This window comes from Bradyrhizobium sp. AUGA SZCCT0222 (genome assembly GCF_018130205.1).
Taxonomy (GTDB): Bacteria; Pseudomonadota; Alphaproteobacteria; order Rhizobiales; family Xanthobacteraceae; genus Bradyrhizobium.
This window is the reverse complement of record NZ_JAFCLX010000087.1, coordinates 1-16,003: the sequence shown is the minus strand read 5'-3', so window position 1 is coordinate 16,003 and position 16,003 is coordinate 1. Positions and strand designations below refer to the sequence as shown.

Below are 16,003 nucleotides of genomic sequence, written 5' to 3'. Positions count from 1 at the left end.
CATGTGCAGCATTCTTATGCACAATCGCACATGAGACCGCGGGTGCAGCGCGCATCCGGCATTCCCTGCGCCCTCTGTCTTCGAGGGCAATGCTTTCATCACTTCGGGCGCACCGCGCCGCGAGAACGCGAACTCATGCCAAGTCTCCGTCCCAGGTCTCCGTCATTGCGAGGAGCGAAGCGACGAAGCAATCCATCCTTCCGCTGGGGCCGCTATGGATTGCTTCGCTGCGCTCGCAATGACGCGGATAGACCCCGGCGGGTTGCGATATCAGCCTTGACGCGCGCCGAACTTGCGCGACAAATGCCCGCGCCATGAACGCTTCCGAGCTGCACCAAATCACCAACTGGCTGATCGACGGCGCAAGGTCCGTGGTCAACTCGCCGCGGCTGATGGCTGAAGTCTGCGAGCGGCTGGTGGAGGCCGGACTGCCGCTCTGGCGCGTCGGCTTCTTCGTTCGAACCCTGCATCCCGATATCTTCGGCCGCAACTTCATCTGGCGGCTCGGCGCGGAGGTCGAGTTCGGAACGGTCGATTTCAAGATTCTCGACTCGCCGGCTTTTCACAACAGTCCCCTGATCCATGTGTTTCAGCAGGGGCTGGAGGTTCGCGCCCGTGTCGATGACCTGCAGAGCAGGCGCTTTCCGATCGTCGAGGACATGCGCGCCGAAGGCGTCACGGATTATATCGCGCTGCCGCTGTTGTTCACGGACGGTGCGGTGCACGCGTCGAGTTGGACCACAAAGCAACCGGGGGGCTTCACCGAAGAACAGCTGTCCGCGTTACGCCAAATAACAACGCCGCTGGCGCGGGTGATCGAGATCATCAGTTTGCGCCGTACGGCGTCGAGCCTGCTCGATACCTATGTCGGCAATCGCGCCGGTGAACGGATCCTGGGCGGACAGATTCGCCGGGGTCATACCGAATCGATGAATGCCGCGATCTGGCTGTCTGATCTGCGCGGCTTCACTGCACTGTCCGACCGGCTGCCGTCCGAGACCGTCGTCGACATCCTGAACCAGTATTTTGACTGCCAGGTCACCGCGATCCGCTCCCATGGCGGCGAGGTCCTGAAGTATATGGGCGACGGATTGCTGGCCGTGTTTCCGATCGACGAATATGTCGGTGACGAACAGCAGGTTTGTTCGCGCGTGCTTGAAGCCGCCCGTGAGTCCCGCGTCAGCGTCATGGCAATGCGGTATCCGATCGGAGACGCCGTCGAACGTTTTCGTTTCGGTGTCGCCCTGCATGTCGGGCGGATCCTCTACGGCAATATCGGCGGCGGCAACCGGCTCGACTTCACCTGCATCGGTCCTGCCGTGAACCTGGCGGCGCGGCTGGAAAAAATCGCCAGCCGTCTGCAGCGCACGGTGGTGGCGTCAGAAGGATTCGCCGGCATCTGCCGGGGAGGGTGGAGCGATCTTGGCGAGTTTCCGATTGCCGGATTCTCGAAGGCGGAGCGCGTCTTTGGCCTGGCCGACGAAACCTCGCCGGCCTAGCCGCGGTCAACCTGTCCCGCTATTCCTCGGGCTCGGTGGTGAACAGCAGCGGATAGCCCTTGGCGCGGCCGGCGTCGGTGGCGCGCGTCGCCTTGGTCTCGGCGACGTCCTTGGTGAAGACGGCGACCACGCACACCCCGCGGCGGTGCGCGGTGATCATGACCTTGTGGGCCTGATCCTCGGTCATGCGGAATTCGGCCTTCAGCACCGTAACCACGAATTCGCGCGGGGTGTAATCGTCGTTGACGAGGATGACCTTGTGCAGGCGAGGCCGTTCGGTCTTGGTTTTGACCTTTGTTTTTGGCTTGGCGACGGTATCGATCATTCCTGTGGCGGCTCCGAAGCGGCGAAAGCGTTTTCAAGCGAAGTGGATACCGGTTCGCGTAAAGAAAACGCGTCAAAAAATGAGAACGCTCCGACGGGCGCGCTGTTAGCCGGCGCGGCAATCCGCCAGGCGCTGCGTCATGTTCTGATCGCCGCGGCTGACGGCCGTCTCGATCAGTTTACAGGCTCCGGGCCGGTCCTGAAACTGGGCGTTTTTCGACAGCTTCAGGTCGATCAGCGCGGCCATCGCGCCGGGTTCGTCGAGTTCCGCGGCCTCGGTCGCATAATAGAGCAGATGCTTGGGATTCTTGATCCGGACCTCGGGATTGCCTGCGAGGATCCGTACCACCTCGGTGCGCGCGTCAAGGTCCCACACGCCGGCCTGGTCGAGCAGGTTTGCCGCCTGCTGGACGTCGCGGGGCACCACTTTGCCTTCGAGATAGAGCCGTCCCAGCACGCCCTTGACGCCTGTCGTGTCGGTGCGTGCCGTGAGCAAAGCGAGGGCGCGCTTGGGGTCGGCGGGGCCGCCTTCACCGGCGATCAGCATTTCGGCCAGCGGTGGCGGCGCACCGCCGGGATCGGGCCGCAGCGACTCTTCGAGCAGCGTGCGCGCGCGAACCGGATCGTCCTTGCGGATGGCGATCGCCAACTCCCGCTTGGCGCCGAACACGCCGGCCGCTGCCATTCGCTCGAGGATGTCGATGCCGCGGGCGCGTTCGTCCGGCCGGTCCGACGTCACCAGCAATCGGCCGAGCAGCGCCAGAAGGTCTTCCTTGCGGGCGTCCTTCGCCGGGTTGGCGACCGCGCGCTCGGCCCAATACCGCGCGGCAACCGGATCGCGTTTCACCGTCGAACCCCGGTTGAGCAGGATCGCCAGCATCTGCGTGGAAAAGGGATGTCCGAGTTCGGCTGCCTTGTGCAGCGCCTGATCGGCCTCGGCGCGCGTCACCATCGGCACCTTGTCGAGGTCGCCGCGGTCCCAGGATTTGTGATGCTCATAGAGTTCGTAATAGGCCTCGGCGTTGCCTTGTGCGGCGGCCTCGCGCAGCAGGGCCAGCGCCTCGCCCTTCCTTGCGTAGGGCAACGATCGCGCCACCGCGACCTTGAAATGGGTATTTTCGGGCTGATTGACGAATGCCAGGGTGCAGCTTTCGCTCCGCAAGGTCCAGCGGCGGCGCAGCGCCTCGTCGCTCATATAGCCCTTGGGATTCTCGGAAAGGCGCAGACAGAGTTCGCCGGCATTGGCCGAATTCAGCGCTGGTTCCGCTTGCGCAGCCTCGGGCTGCGCCGCGCCCGACAATTTCGGTGGCAGCAACAGCGCCGCCGCGACGGCGAACGTGGAAAACAGCAGGACCGACGGCACGACCGCGCGCGGCGACATTCGCCGGCGCGCAATTTCGGGACGTTTCGGGGGTATGCCCATGTCCATGCCATCCGCGGCCTGGTCGCCGCACGCCCCTTCTGTCGCGGTGAATGCCGAGTTTGTTCAAATCGGACATCACAGCATTGCTCCGCTCGGTGGCTGATCCGTCAAAACGCCATCGCGAATCGAGGCGCGGCAACGCTTGCCTCGAATCGAGGCAGTGGAGAGCTAACCCAAATGTGAAGGACAGATGATATCTGCCCTTTGCGCGGCGCAATTTGCGTGTCACCATTGTCACCAGTCGACGGGAGGGCAGCGATGCGCTGGTATGTCTCGATCGGAGCTGTGCTTGTGGCAGGCGTACTCGCCGGTGGCGACGTCGCGGGGGTCGCCGCGCCGGGCACAAGGAGCCAACTTGGCCATCCACCTGGCTTTGCACCGAGCCGTCAATTGGCGGACAAGGGAGCCACGCCGACCGTCGATGTCGAACTGGTTCTTGCCGTCGACGTCTCCTATTCGATGGACATGGATGAGCTGGCGATCCAGCGCGAGGGTTACGCCCAGGCCATCGTCTCCAAGGAGTTCCTGCAGGCGCTCAAGAGCGGCCCGCACGGCAAGATCTCGGTGACCTATTTCGAGTGGGCGGCTTCCACGGACCAGAAGATCATCATTCCGTGGCGATTGATCGATGGTCCGGAAACGGCGGATGCCGTTGCCAACGAGATCATGAAAACCCCGATCCGCCGGGCGTCGCGCACCTCGATATCGGGTGCGATCAATTTCGCGATGCCGCTGTTCGACGAGAATCCGCATCGCGGGTTGCGGCGCGTGATCGATATTTCCGGCGACGGTCCGAACAACAACGGCGGTCCCGTCGTCGTCGCCCGCGATGCCGCACTGGAAAAGGGGGTCGTCATCAATGGTCTGCCGATCATGGTGAAGGAGCCGTCTTATTCCACCATGGATATCGACAATCTGGATGCCTACTACGAGGATTGCGTGATCGGTGGTCCCGGCTCGTTCGTGGTGACGATCAAGGAGCGCGAGAAATTCAAGGAAGCGATCCGGACCAAACTATTGCTCGAAATCGCGGGCCGCACGCCGGAACGCCCGGTGGTGCCGGTTGCAGCCAAGGAGAAGGAGCCGCGGGTCAATTGCCTGATCGGTGAGAAGATCTGGCAGGACCGCTGGGGGCGGTAGGTTCCCGGCTGCTGGTTCAGCGCTTGCGCACGAAGCGCGCCACCAGTTCGATATGCGGCGTGTGACGAAACTGGTCGACCGGGGTTACGCCCTCGATCGTATAGCCGCCGTCGATCAGGATTTTGGCGTCGCGGGCGAAGGTCGTGACGTTGCAGGACACCGCTACCACTGTCGGGATTTTGCTCGCCGCGAGTTGCGTCACCTGCGCCTGCGCGCCCTGCCGCGGCGGATCGAACACGATCGCATCGTAATCGCGCAGCTCCTGCGGCATCAGCGGCCGGCGGAACAGATCGCGCGCCTCGGCCTTGACCGGCTTCAGGCCCGACGTCGATGTCGCGGCCTTCTGCAAGGCGGTCACCGCATTTGCATCGCTGTCGAAGGCGGCGATCCGCGATTTGGTGGCGAGGCGAAGCGCGAACGGGCCGACGCCGCAAAACAGGTCGGCGATATGCTTGGCGCGCTTGCAGTGGTTGGTGACCAATGCTGCGAGCGCTTCTTCGCCGGCCACGGTCGCCTGCAGGAACGATCCGGGCGGCAGGGCTACCTGGGCGGCACCGATGCTGACGACCGGCGGCGTTCGCATCAGCACCAGTTCGCCATGGCGCGTCAGCCGCGCCAGTTTGTGCCGCTCGGCGACATCAGACAATCTTGCGATCAGCGCTGTCGCGAGCGCGCCGGAGCCACGCACGTCGACATCGAGGCCGCTGCTGGTGGCCGTGATCTGAATGTCGAGCGGCTTTCCAACCGAGATCAGCGGTTCAGCGATCGCCCAGGCAGCCTCAAGCGCGCCGTTCAGATGCGGGTCGAGGATCGGGCAACGGTCGATCGGGATGATGTCGTGCGAACCGGCCGCTGCAAAACCAACCTTGAGCACTTCATGCGTACCCATCCGCGCGTGCAGGGTGATGCGGCGTCGGCCAAGGCCATGGGCGTCGATCAGGGGCGCGACGTCGCAAGCAATCCCGGCCTGCGCCAGCGTCGTGACCACGATTTCCCGTTTCCAGGCGCGATAGTGCTCGGCGTCCCAATGCTGGATGGCGCAGCCGCCGCAGACACCGAAATGCGGACAGAAGGGTGCTATGCGCTCCGCGCTGGCGCGTTCGACCTTGATCAGCCGCCGGCGGTCGGGATGACCGGGCACGTGCTCGACCTCGACCGTTTCGGCGCCGAGCGCGTAGGGCACATAGACGCTGATGCCGCCGGCCGTGACGACGCCGTCACCGCGATGGCCAACATGGTCGATTACAAGGTGTTCGGCTTCAGCCACGGCGCGCACCGAGGAAGAATTCGATGTTGCCGTCGCCGCCGGTGATCGAGGATGGAAATATCTGGATGTCGGTGCAGCCCTGCGAGGTCGCGAATGCCGCGATGTCGTCACAAATTTCCTGATGCACCATCGCATTGCGGATGATGCCGCGCTTGGAGTGCTTTCGTGCCGCCTCGAACTGCGGCTTGATCAACGCCAGCAGATGCATGGGGGCGGCCGCCAGCGACAGCGCCACCGGCAGCACGGCTTTCAGCGAGATGAAGCTGACGTCGATCACGACGATGTCGGGTCGTGCGGGCAGGCGCTTGCCTTCGAAGGCGCGAATATCGGTCGCTTCCATCGACACGAGCTTGGGATGGCCCTGCAGCGAGGGATGCAACTGGCCGTGGCCGACATCGATCGCGAACACGAGGCTGGCGCCGTTCGCGAGCAACACCTCGGTGAAGCCGCCGGTCGATGCGCCGACGTCGAGGCAGACATGGTCTTCGATTTCGATCGGATATTGTTCCAGCGCGCCCGCCAGCTTGACGCCGCCGCGCGAAACATAGGGATGCGCGGGTTGGGCGGCCAGATTCGCGTCGGCGGCGATCAGGTCGGACGCCTTTGCGACCGGTTTGCCGTCGGCCGTTACGCCGCCGGCCTCGATCGCGGCGCGGGCGCGAGCCCGGCTTTCGAACAGGCCGCGTTCGACCAGCAGCACGTCCGCGCGCTTGCGGGAAGCAGTCTTGTTGTCGTGCGTGTCAGCCAATTTCAGCTCGATTTGCCTTTGACGTGATCCACCGCCAAGCCGACGCAGGCCTCGAACGCGGTGAGGTCGTGCCAGATATCCGCAGATAGCTGACGCGGTGTCACCAGCGGGCAACCGTGCAGATCGAGCGCGTGAATCATCATGAGATTATCCGGCCAGCCGAAATCTTCCACGGTAAGCCCCTCCGGGTCGACGAGCCGCCCGTCGGCAGATGTCGTCACGTCGCAAATTCGCGCGACGCGATCGCGATAGGCAGTCGGGTCGTTGCTGTAGGCGAGACAGAACTTGCCGCGGCCCGCCGCATAGCCAAGTTCATAGACCGTACCAGCGTCGGCACTTGGGCCCCGAAATGGCGTCAAATTGGCAATAATGGCATCCGCCGCATCCATCATCGCTTCATTGCCCTTGAAGATCGTAAGCGACGCCGAACTGGCCGACAGGTCGACGATATTGTCGAGCGGATAAAGTCCGGTCAGGCCATGGCGTGCGCAGATTTCGGCCTTGCGCCGTCCGATCTCGATCGCGTCTGGCAGGAATACATCGGGGCCTGCCAGATAGATCTTCATGGGATCACCGGTCATTTCAGACGCGTTTTCTTGACGCGACCCGGTTCCCACCCCGGATCAAATCCGGGGCAGGCTTTCGCCCGAAAACGCCATGCAATCTCAGGCGAGCTTGACCGTCTCGGCCTTGTAATCCTTGCCGAGCGCCTCGAACACCTTGGCCACGATGCCCTTGGCGTCGAGGCCGGCATAGGCATACATCGCGTTCGGCGAGTCATGGTCGATGAACTCGTCGGGGAGGATCATCGCGCGCATCCGCAGTCCGCCGTCGAGCATACCGTTGTCGGACAACGTCTGCATGACGTGCGAGCCGAAGCCGCCGATCGAGCCTTCCTCGATCGTGAGCAGCACTTCGTGTTCGCGCGCCAGCTTCAGCACCAGATCGACGTCCAGCGGCTTCATGAAGCGGGCGTCGGCAATCGTGGTGGAAAGGCCGTGGGCTGCGAGTTCGTCGGCGGCCTTTTCGCATTCGGCCATGCGCGTGCCGAACGACAACAACGCGATTTTGCTGCCCTGGCGGACGATGCGGCCCTTGCCGATTTCGAGGGGAATGCCGACTTCGGGCATCTCGACGCCGCGACCTTCGCCGCGCGGATAGCGCACCGCGCTCGGACGGTCGTTGATCGCGACCTGCGTGGCGACCATGTGAACCAGTTCGGCTTCATCGGAAGCGGCCATGATCACGAAGTTCGGCAGACAGCCGAGATAGGCGTTGTCGAACGAGCCGGCATGGGTGGCGCCGTCGGCGCCGACAAGACCGGCGCGATCGATCGCGAAACGAACCGGCAGGCTCTGGATCGCCACGTCGTGGACCACCTGGTCATAGCCGCGCTGCAGGAAGGTCGAGTAGATCGCGCAGAACGGCTTGTAGCCTTCGGTGGCGAGGCCGGCCGCGAACGTCACCGCGTGCTGCTCGGCGATACCGACGTCGAACGTGCGGTTGGGGAAGGCCTTGTTGAAGATATCGACGCCGGTGCCCGACGGCATAGCCGCGGTGATGGCGACGATCTTGTCGTCCTTCTCGGCTTCCTTGACGAGGCTCTGGCCGAATACGTTCTGGTAGGCGGGCGCGTTCGGCTTGGCCTTGGCCTGCGCGCCGGTGGCAACGTCGAACTTGACGACGGCGTGGTATTTGTCGGCGGAGGCTTCGGCCGGGCCATAGCCCTTGCCTTTCTGCGTCACGACATGAACAAGGATCGGGCCGGTCTCCATGTCGCGGACGTTCTTCAGCACCGGCAGCAGATGGTCGAGGTTGTGACCGTCAATCGGGCCGACATAGTAGAAACCGAGTTCCTCGAACAGCGTGCCGCCGTCCATCATGAAGCCGCGGGAATATTCCTCGACGCGGTTGGCGCGGTTGGCGATGATCTTCGGCAGGCGCTTGTTGATCTGCTTTGCCGCCTCGCGCAGCGTGCGGTAGGTCTTGCCCGAGTAGAGCCGCGACAGATACGCGCTCATCGCGCCAACCGGGGGTGCAATCGACATGTCGTTGTCGTTGAGGATCACGATCAGGCGCGAGTTCATGGCGCCCGCATTGTTCATCGCCTCATAGGCCATGCCCGCTGACATCGAGCCGTCACCGATCACGGAGATGATGTTGTTCTTGCCGCCGGAGAGGTCGCGCGCCACGGCCATGCCGAGGCCGGCCGAAATCGAGGTCGAGGAGTGCGCGGCGCCGAACGGATCGTAGTCGCTCTCGCTGCGCTTGGTGAAGCCGGACAGACCGCCGGCGGTGCGCAGCGTGCGGATGCGATCACGGCGGCCGGTGAGGATCTTGTGCGGATAGGCCTGGTGGCCGACGTCCCAGATCAGACGGTCGCGGGGCGTATCGAAGACGTAATGGATGGCGGTGGTCAGTTCGACGACGCCGAGGCCGGCGCCGAAGTGCCCGCCGGTCACCGAAACCGCATCGATGGTTTCCTGGCGAAGCTCGTCGGCAACCTGCTGGACTTGCTCGATCTTGAGCTTGCGAAGGTCATCGGGCGTGCGGATGGTATCGAGAAGAGGCGTCTTACTAAATTCGGTCACAGCGATATTCCAATTTTGCATGTCGGAGCGAATGGTCCGACGCGAGATGGGTTGCGCGTTAACCGCGCAGCGAAAATCCAGACCCCGGGTGCCATCTCGGCAGGCCGATTTCTGATTTGAAAGCCAAGACACACTCCGGATCGAGCCATGTGATCTACATCACGCTGGTCCGTTTAACCCTTCCCGGTCAGTTTCTTCAGCCATTTGAAGAACTTGCTTCCGTCGGAAATGACCGGCAGACCCGCTCTCCACAGCCCATAGAATTGCAAGCTTTACACCAAAGCGGCGGCCAAAGCCAACCCGCTGCTAGGTCCGGGTTCCCGGCCGTTTGGTTCAAAAACCTCGATTTTTTTAACCGCTCCGGCGGGCGGAAGGTTCCATGCCGCCTAAATCGTCGGCATCCAGCGCGCCGGTCTTGGCGGTTTCGATCCGTTTCCAGGCCCATTCGCGCGCGGCGGGGTCGCCGGTTGCAACCGCCAGCGCGGCATCCGGAACGGCCATGCGCGCGCTCAGGGGGATCGGTCCGCAGACGATCATGAAGAAATCGTAGGCGTCGGGCTGCTCGTTGGCCATCACGAACTGGAAATGGACCTTGAAGAACTGCCAGCGGAAGGTCTCGTAATTGTCGGCCCGGACGATGTCGCGGAAACGCACCGCCACGATGGTGGGATTGCGCCTGATGTTCCCGACCTCGATGCCGTGGCTCTTGATCGGATCGAACTGGTAGAAGTTCATCACGTCCTTGCGTGCCTGGCAGTCGATCCAGTCGATCGACGGCTCGACGGCGAGCTGGCGCAGATGCTCGCGGAAATCCTTCGCCGCTGCGTGGAAGCCGACGATTGGTAAATTGCCGCCGATCGTCAGCAGCACGATGCGCGGACCGTGACGTCCCAGTGCGGGATCGAGCTTAAGCGCGCGCGCCAGCATTTCGGTGCCCAGGAATGATCCGGAACTGTGGCCGACAACGACGATCTCTTCGGCGTCGCTTGAATGCGCCACATTGACGAGGTGCTGCGCGAAGCGGTCGAGGCGCTGGTCCCAGTCGGGGCGGGCGCGGTGCGCAAAGTCCCAGGTCCAGATCCAGTCGGACAGCAGATAGAGCACGTAAGTGCTGCTTTCGGTGTATTTCAGCATGGTGCCGAGCAGTGCCACGAATATCGCGACAGAAGCGGCAATGCTGAAGGGCGCCGGGATACCCAGCGCATCGAGGCCCTTCATGAATACGAAGGCGATGCCGGCCGAGCCCAGGGCTTCCAGCAGCAGCACGAAATGCGGGTAGGTGATGAAGGCCGCGAAACGCCAGTTCGCGCGAGTGAAACGCGCGAGCGTGCCGTTGAACACCAGCCGCCAATAGATCCAGACTGCGTTGAAAACCGTGCGCCAGATCGGCGAGGCGAGGTCGCGCTGGATGAAGTCCTCGAAGCGCAGGAAGTCGTAGCTGGTACGGGTCTGCCAGTCGTCCGCCTTGGTCTCGATGGTCCAGGACGCCATCTCGTCGTCGGCTGCAACCTTGGGCCGGCTGATGGTGGCGGAAAGCTGGTACAGCCGGCCGAATTTCCGCAGTTCGGTACGGAACATGCGGTAGTACTGCGCCAATCCGCGCGGATCGTACCCCTGTATGTAGATGATATGGCGGTGCTGAACGCGCACGAACTGTCCCCGGGTGCTGGCCGGACTATATCAGGCCGTTTTGCGCGCCAAGAACTAATTCGGCGGCTGATTAGGTAGCTAATTCGGTCGCTATTTCGGGCCCTTGCGGGATGGCGGGTGTCAAATTCGCCTAATGTTCTCGATTATTGAACGTCGAGCGGCTCGGTGCCCGTCACCTGTCCGCTGGCGTCGGTGGTGATCTTGTCGACGCGGGCCTCGGCTTGCCGCAGCAGTTCCTCGCAGCGCCGCTTCAGGGCCTCGCCGCGCTCGTAGATCGCAACCGATTCCTCAAGCGGCACCTTGCCGTCCTCGAGCCGCTTGACGATCGATTCAAGTTCCTCGATCGCACGCTCGAAGCTCAGCTTTTTGACGTCCACTTGGGTGTTTTCAGCCATATTGTGTTCCCGGATGCGATCTCTTGTTGGAGCATGATTTTTCGGAGAACCGGTTCCCACTTATCCGGATCATGCTTGCCCAAGCGCAGAATCAAACGAAGTTTTGCGGGCGTATTGTGGCGGGGATTTACGTGCCCATCAATGCGGTGACATGGGCCGCCACCGACTCTTTCAACCCCTGCAGGTCGTAGCCGCCCTCCAGTACCGAGACCACGCGGCCACCGGCGGTGCTATCGGCGACATCCATCAGCTTGCGCGTGACCCAGCCGAAATCCTCCGCCTTCACGTTGAGCGAGGCCAGGGGATCGCGGAAATGCGCGTCGAAGCCGGCGGAGATGATGATGAGTTCGGGGCTGAATTTTTGCAGCTGCGGCAGGATCAGGTTTTCGAACGCCATGCGGAACTTGACGCTGCCGTCCTCCGACGCCAGCGGCGCGTTGACGATGGTGTCGTGCTCGCCGCGCTCGCCGGAGGCACCGGTGCCGGGAAACAGCGGCATCTGGTGCGTCGAGCAATACATCACGGTCGGATCGGACCAGAAAATATCCTGCGTGCCGTTGCCGTGATGGACGTCGAAATCGACCACCGCCGCGCGCGCGATGCCGTATTTCCGCTGGGCGTGGCGGGCGGCGATCGCGGCATTGTCGAAGAAGCAGAAGCCCATCGGCTTGCTCACTTCAGCATGATGGCCGGGCGGGCGGACCGCGACGAACGCGTTGTGATGGGCGCCGGACATGACAGCGTCGGTCGCGGCCACCGCGCCGCCGACGCCGCGCATGACGGCTTCCCAGGTCCCCGGCGACATCGAGGTGTCGCCGTCGATGTAAATGAGACCGCTGGTGGGCGCGATGTGGCGGAGCTCGCCGACATAATGCTCGCCATGGCACAGCGTCACGGAATCGAGACTGCCTTCCGGCGCTTCGCCGCGCACCAGCGCCTTGAAGCGATCCTCAGCCAGCACCTCGGCGACCGCGCGCAGCCGGTCGGGACGCTCGGGATGTCCCGGCGGCGTCAGATGGTCGAGACAGGCGGAATGCGTCAGTAACAGCGTCATGCGAAATCCTGGCGTGCGGGCGGGCCGCGAACGCACAATCTAGGCGCTCGGCGGCCGCTCGGAAAGGGCCATGGTTCCTCCCCGCGGGGACGGCGGGCTGGCTCAGTTGATTCGGGCGATGCGATTGACGGCGCCGGGCGCGACCGGACTGTTGGCCAGGAAATAGCTGTTCAACGCATCGATGTCGTAGACGCCGATTCGCGGGGCGGTTCCTTGCGTCAGGATCGTAAAGCCGTCGCCGCCGACGGCGAGGAAATTGTTGACGGTCACGCGATAGTTCCCGGCGGGTTCGATCGGTGCGCCGTTCAGCGCCATCCGCTCAGGGATGATTCGCTCGCCGTCCGGCCTGGTGTTGTCCCATGCGTAGCTGAAGCCCTTCGAGACCTGCAGGATCCGCGGCCGTTTCGGATCGAACCATTGCTGCTCCAGCACGTCCTTGATCTGCTTTCCGGTCAGCGTCAGCGTCACCAGTTGATTGCGGAACGGCTGGCTCGCGAACAGGTCGGCATAGGTCACCGCGCCATCTTCCTTGCGCGTGATGTCGATGCGCACGCCGCCAGGATTGGTGAACGCCATCACCGCGCCGCCGTTCGCAGGCGCACTGGTCGCGGCGAGTTGCGCGTCGGCGATGACATCACCGAGCGGGCTCTCGCCTGCCGAGTTGGGCACACGCGACAGCGTTTCCGTGATCGACCCGGCCGGACGGTTGGCGATCGGCGCTGCAACCCGGTCATAGGCCTCGATCAGCGCGGTCTGCTCGGGATTCTTCGCGTAGGCCTCGATGCGGACGATGGTGTTGTTGGCTCTGGCACTGACGATGTCGCGGCTCTTGGGATCGAGCTTGACGTCGATCGCGGTAACGATGGTGCCGTATTTGTCGCCCGACGTGACCAGCCTGCCGTCGATCTCGCAGACATAGGCCTGATGGGTGTGGCCGGAGACGACGATGTCGACCGCTTTGTCGAACTTCCTGACGATATCGACGATCGGGCCTGATATGCCCGGGCACTCATTGTAGTCGCCGGTCGGCAGGCCGCCTTCATGGATCAGCACCACGATGGCCTCGACGCCGCGCGCCTTCAGTTCGGGGATCAGCGCATTCACCGTCTCGGCCTCGTCGCGGAATTCGAGGCCGGCGGCGCTCTCCGGCGAGATGACATTGGGCGTGCCCTTCAGGGTGAGGCCGATGAAGGCCACTGGAATGCCCTCGAACGTCTTGATCTCATAGGCCGGAAGCACGGTTTTTCCGGTCGCCTTCTCGAAGGTGCTGGCGGCGAGATAGCGGAACTTGGCGCCGAGGAAGGGATGCGGTCCCTGGCACTTGTCGACCGGATGGCAGCCGCCGTTCTGCATGCGCAGCAGTTCGGCCTTGCCCTCGTCGAACTCGTGATTGCCGACCGAGGATATGTCCAGCCCCATCATCGACAGCGCCTCGATGGTGGGCTCGTCATGGAACATCGCCGACAGGAACGGACTGGCGCCGATCAGATCGCCGGCCGCGACGAAGATCGAGTTCTTGTGGCCGTCGCGAAGGTCCCTGACCAACGTTGCCATGTGTTCGGCGCCGCCGGCGGCGACGAAGGTCTTTTTGGTCTTGTCCTCGGGATCGGCGATCCGGATCCCGAGCTGCGGCGGGCGGAGATAGCCGTGAAAATCATTGATTGCGAGAATGCGCAAGTCGACGGGGGCGGGGGTTTGGGCATGGGAGGCGGCGGGAGCCAGCATGATCGCCGACGCAAGGATGTGACGAAGGAGATTTTTCATGGAGCTAACATGCGAGGGCGGTTTTCTAATTCCCCGTCATTGCGAGGAGCGTAGCGACGAAGCAATCCATTCTTTCTTTGGGCGGCGCGATGGATTGCTTCGCTGCGCTCGCAATGACGGCGGGTGAGTATCACGCCGTTCGCCTACCCCTTCTTGCGTTCCATGAAGGCCTTGAACGCTGATATCGCTTCCTTGGAGCGCATCCGTTCGCCGAACAGATGGCCTTCCTGGTCGATCCGGCGGGTCAGGTCTTCCGGCGGCAGTTTTAGCAATTTGCGCGAGATCGCCACCGCCTCGGCCGGCAGCGCGCAGATTTCGCGCGCCACCTTGCGCGCTTCGGCCTCGGTATGCCCCGGCGCCACCACGACGTTGACGAAGCCGGCGGCGTGCGCATCGTCGGCGCTGAATTTGCGTCCCATCACCAGCATCGCGAATGCGCGCTGGTGGCCCATGGCGCGCGGCACCAAGAGGCTGGAGGCGCCTTCCGGCACCAGCCCGAGATTGATGAATGGCGTCGAGAACGTCGCGGTATTGCTGGCGAGCACGTGGTCGCAATGGAACAGCATGGTGGTGCCGATGCCGATCGCGATGCCGTCGACGGCGGCGATGATCGGCTTGGTGTTGTGCGCCAGCGAATAGAGAAACTTTGCGGCGTTGGAGGCGCGCGGCACATCGGCATTAGAGGTGCCGTCCTTCAGGAAATCCTCCAGATCGTTGCCGGCGGTGAACACGCCGGAGCCGCCGGTGATGATGATGCAGCGGATGGCCGGATTGTCCTGCGCCTTGTCGATCGCATCGCTCATCGCGCGATACATGTCCTGGGTGATCGCGTTCTTCTTTTCGGGCCGCCGCATCGTGATCACGCGCGTCGCGTCTTCGTCAGACACTATGAGGTGTTCGGTCATGGAAATTGTCCCTGAACAGGCCGGCGACAGGGCCGCTGGCGAATAATCACACTATATCCTACATGATCATATCCTACATGATCATATCCTACATGATCATATCCTACATGATCCCGAAGACCCAAATCGCCGCGCTTGTTTTTCCTCGCGATAAGGATGATGCCATGCAGCTTACCGGAATTCACCATTTGACCGCGATTTCGGCGAAGCCGCGCGACAATCTGGCCTTCTACACCGGCCTGCTCGGCATGCGGCTGGTCAAGAAGACGGTCAACCAGGACGACGTCAGCGCCTACCATCTGTTCTATGCCGACGGCAAAGCCAATCCGGGAACGGACCTCACTTTCTTCGATTTTCCGGCGGCGCCCGAGCGGCGCGGCACCAATTCGATCTCGCGCACCGGCCTGCGGGTCGCCGGTGAAAAGACGCTCGGGTTCTGGCGCGATCGCCTGAAGGCGGCCGGCGGCGTGACCTTCGATGTCATCGAGGTCGACGGTCGGCTGACCTTGCCGTTCGAGGACGGTGAAGGGCAACGGCTGGTGCTGATCGACGACGGCGGGGCGGGCACTTCCTCGCCCTGGGAGCGCAGTACGGTTCCGGCGGAGCATCAGATCCGCGGCCTCGGCCCGATCGTGCTCACCGTGCACGATCTGTCCCGCACCGCGTTCGTGCTGACCGAGGTCATGAACATGCGCCGCGTGCGCGACTATGCCGCGCACGGCGCGCAGATTCACGTTTTCGCGATGGGCGAGGCAAGAGACGTGAACAATCCCGGCGCCGAATTGCATGTGCTGGAGGACAAGGCGTCGCCGATGGCAGGGCAGGGCGCGGGCGGCGTGCACCACGTCGCGTTCCGCACGCCTGATGAGACGCAGTATCACGCCTGGACGCAGCGGCTGAACGAGTTGCGGGTGCCCAACAGCGGTGAGGTCGACCGGTTTTATTTTCGCAGCCTTTATTTTCGCGAGCCCAACGGCATCCTGTTCGAGATCGCAACCGACGGTCCCGGCTTTGCGACCGACGAGCCGATGGAAACGCTCGGCGAGAAACTGGCGCTGCCGCCGTTCCTCGAACCGCGCCGGGCGGCGATCGAAGCGGGGCTGAAGCCGATCGGGTAGGGTGGTTTTCGGCAACGGTGTTCCAACCATCGTCGTCCCGGCGAAGGCCCTAGGGCATGCACACATCTGATGTCGGGGATTCCCGAATCGGCATTTTGTGTGATTCATATTGTGACACTTCGGCT

General features: G+C 63.2%; 14 protein-coding genes. 3 read left to right on the top strand and 11 right to left on the bottom strand.

Annotated elements, in window-relative coordinates; translation table 11 throughout:
- The first annotated feature begins 314 nt into the window (after positions 1-314).
- Positions 315-1,499: an adenylate/guanylate cyclase domain-containing protein gene (locus JQ629_RS36500; protein ID WP_212416732.1), complete on the top strand. Its 1,185-nt coding sequence runs from the start codon at positions 315-317 to the stop codon at positions 1,497-1,499.
- A gap of 19 nt (positions 1,500-1,518) precedes the next feature.
- Here JQ629_RS36500 and clpS read toward each other — a convergent pair whose 3' ends face one another.
- Positions 1,519-1,824: an ATP-dependent Clp protease adapter ClpS gene (gene clpS, locus JQ629_RS36495; RefSeq protein WP_211999152.1), complete on the bottom strand. Its 306-nt coding sequence runs from the start codon at positions 1,822-1,824 to the stop codon at positions 1,519-1,521.
- Between the two features lie 105 nt (positions 1,825-1,929).
- Positions 1,930-3,246, bottom strand: coding sequence for a tetratricopeptide repeat protein (locus JQ629_RS36490; RefSeq protein WP_212416731.1), 1,317 nt, complete (start codon positions 3,244-3,246; stop codon positions 1,930-1,932).
- Positions 3,247-3,504: 258 nt separating this feature from the next.
- Between JQ629_RS36490 and JQ629_RS36485 the strand changes: the two genes are divergently transcribed.
- A complete protein-coding gene (locus JQ629_RS36485; protein ID WP_212263196.1) occupies positions 3,505-4,386 on the top strand; it encodes a DUF1194 domain-containing protein in 882 nt (293 codons plus the stop codon).
- Between the two features lie 16 nt (positions 4,387-4,402).
- Here JQ629_RS36485 and JQ629_RS36480 read toward each other — a convergent pair whose 3' ends face one another.
- The 9 genes from JQ629_RS36480 to JQ629_RS36440 form a co-directional block, all read right to left on the bottom strand.
- On the bottom strand, positions 4,403-5,653 hold the full coding sequence (locus JQ629_RS36480) for a class I SAM-dependent RNA methyltransferase (protein WP_212416730.1): 1,251 nt from the start codon (positions 5,651-5,653) through the stop codon (positions 4,403-4,405).
- Positions 5,646-6,401, bottom strand: a complete 756-nt coding sequence (locus tag JQ629_RS36475; RefSeq protein ID WP_212416729.1) for a TlyA family RNA methyltransferase — start codon at positions 6,399-6,401, stop codon at positions 5,646-5,648. The genes JQ629_RS36480 and JQ629_RS36475 overlap by 8 nt, the downstream gene beginning before the upstream one ends.
- A gap of 2 nt (positions 6,402-6,403) precedes the next feature.
- Entirely contained in the window at positions 6,404-6,967 is a 564-nt protein-coding gene (locus tag JQ629_RS36470) for a nucleoside 2-deoxyribosyltransferase (RefSeq protein WP_212386001.1), read from the bottom strand.
- Between the two features lie 99 nt (positions 6,968-7,066).
- On the bottom strand, positions 7,067-9,013 hold the full coding sequence (gene dxs, locus JQ629_RS36465; RefSeq protein ID WP_192735115.1) for a 1-deoxy-D-xylulose-5-phosphate synthase: 1,947 nt from the start codon (positions 9,011-9,013) through the stop codon (positions 7,067-7,069).
- Positions 9,014-9,343: 330 nt separating this feature from the next.
- A complete protein-coding gene (locus JQ629_RS36460; protein ID WP_212416728.1) occupies positions 9,344-10,642 on the bottom strand; it encodes a hypothetical protein in 1,299 nt (432 codons plus the stop codon).
- A gap of 143 nt (positions 10,643-10,785) precedes the next feature.
- Positions 10,786-11,037 (bottom strand): exodeoxyribonuclease VII small subunit, encoded by a 252-nt coding sequence (locus tag JQ629_RS36455; protein WP_065730974.1) that lies wholly within the window; start codon positions 11,035-11,037, stop codon positions 10,786-10,788.
- A 127-nt stretch (positions 11,038-11,164) separates the two neighbouring features.
- On the bottom strand, positions 11,165-12,091 hold the full coding sequence (locus JQ629_RS36450; RefSeq protein ID WP_212416727.1) for a histone deacetylase family protein: 927 nt from the start codon (positions 12,089-12,091) through the stop codon (positions 11,165-11,167).
- A 102-nt stretch (positions 12,092-12,193) separates the two neighbouring features.
- The gene (locus JQ629_RS36445) at positions 12,194-13,855 is read right to left on the bottom strand and encodes a bifunctional metallophosphatase/5'-nucleotidase (RefSeq protein WP_212416726.1); all 1,662 of its coding nucleotides are present in this window, start codon (positions 13,853-13,855) and stop codon (positions 12,194-12,196) included.
- Positions 13,856-13,998: 143 nt separating this feature from the next.
- Positions 13,999-14,760: a crotonase/enoyl-CoA hydratase family protein gene (locus JQ629_RS36440; protein WP_212416725.1), complete on the bottom strand. Its 762-nt coding sequence runs from the start codon at positions 14,758-14,760 to the stop codon at positions 13,999-14,001.
- Between the two features lie 164 nt (positions 14,761-14,924).
- Between JQ629_RS36440 and JQ629_RS36435 the strand changes: the two genes are divergently transcribed.
- Positions 14,925-15,878 carry a ring-cleaving dioxygenase gene (locus JQ629_RS36435; RefSeq protein WP_212416724.1) on the top strand — a complete coding sequence of 318 codons (954 nt, stop codon included), beginning with the start codon at positions 14,925-14,927 and terminating at the stop codon, positions 15,876-15,878.
- Positions 15,879-16,003 lie beyond the last annotated feature (125 nt).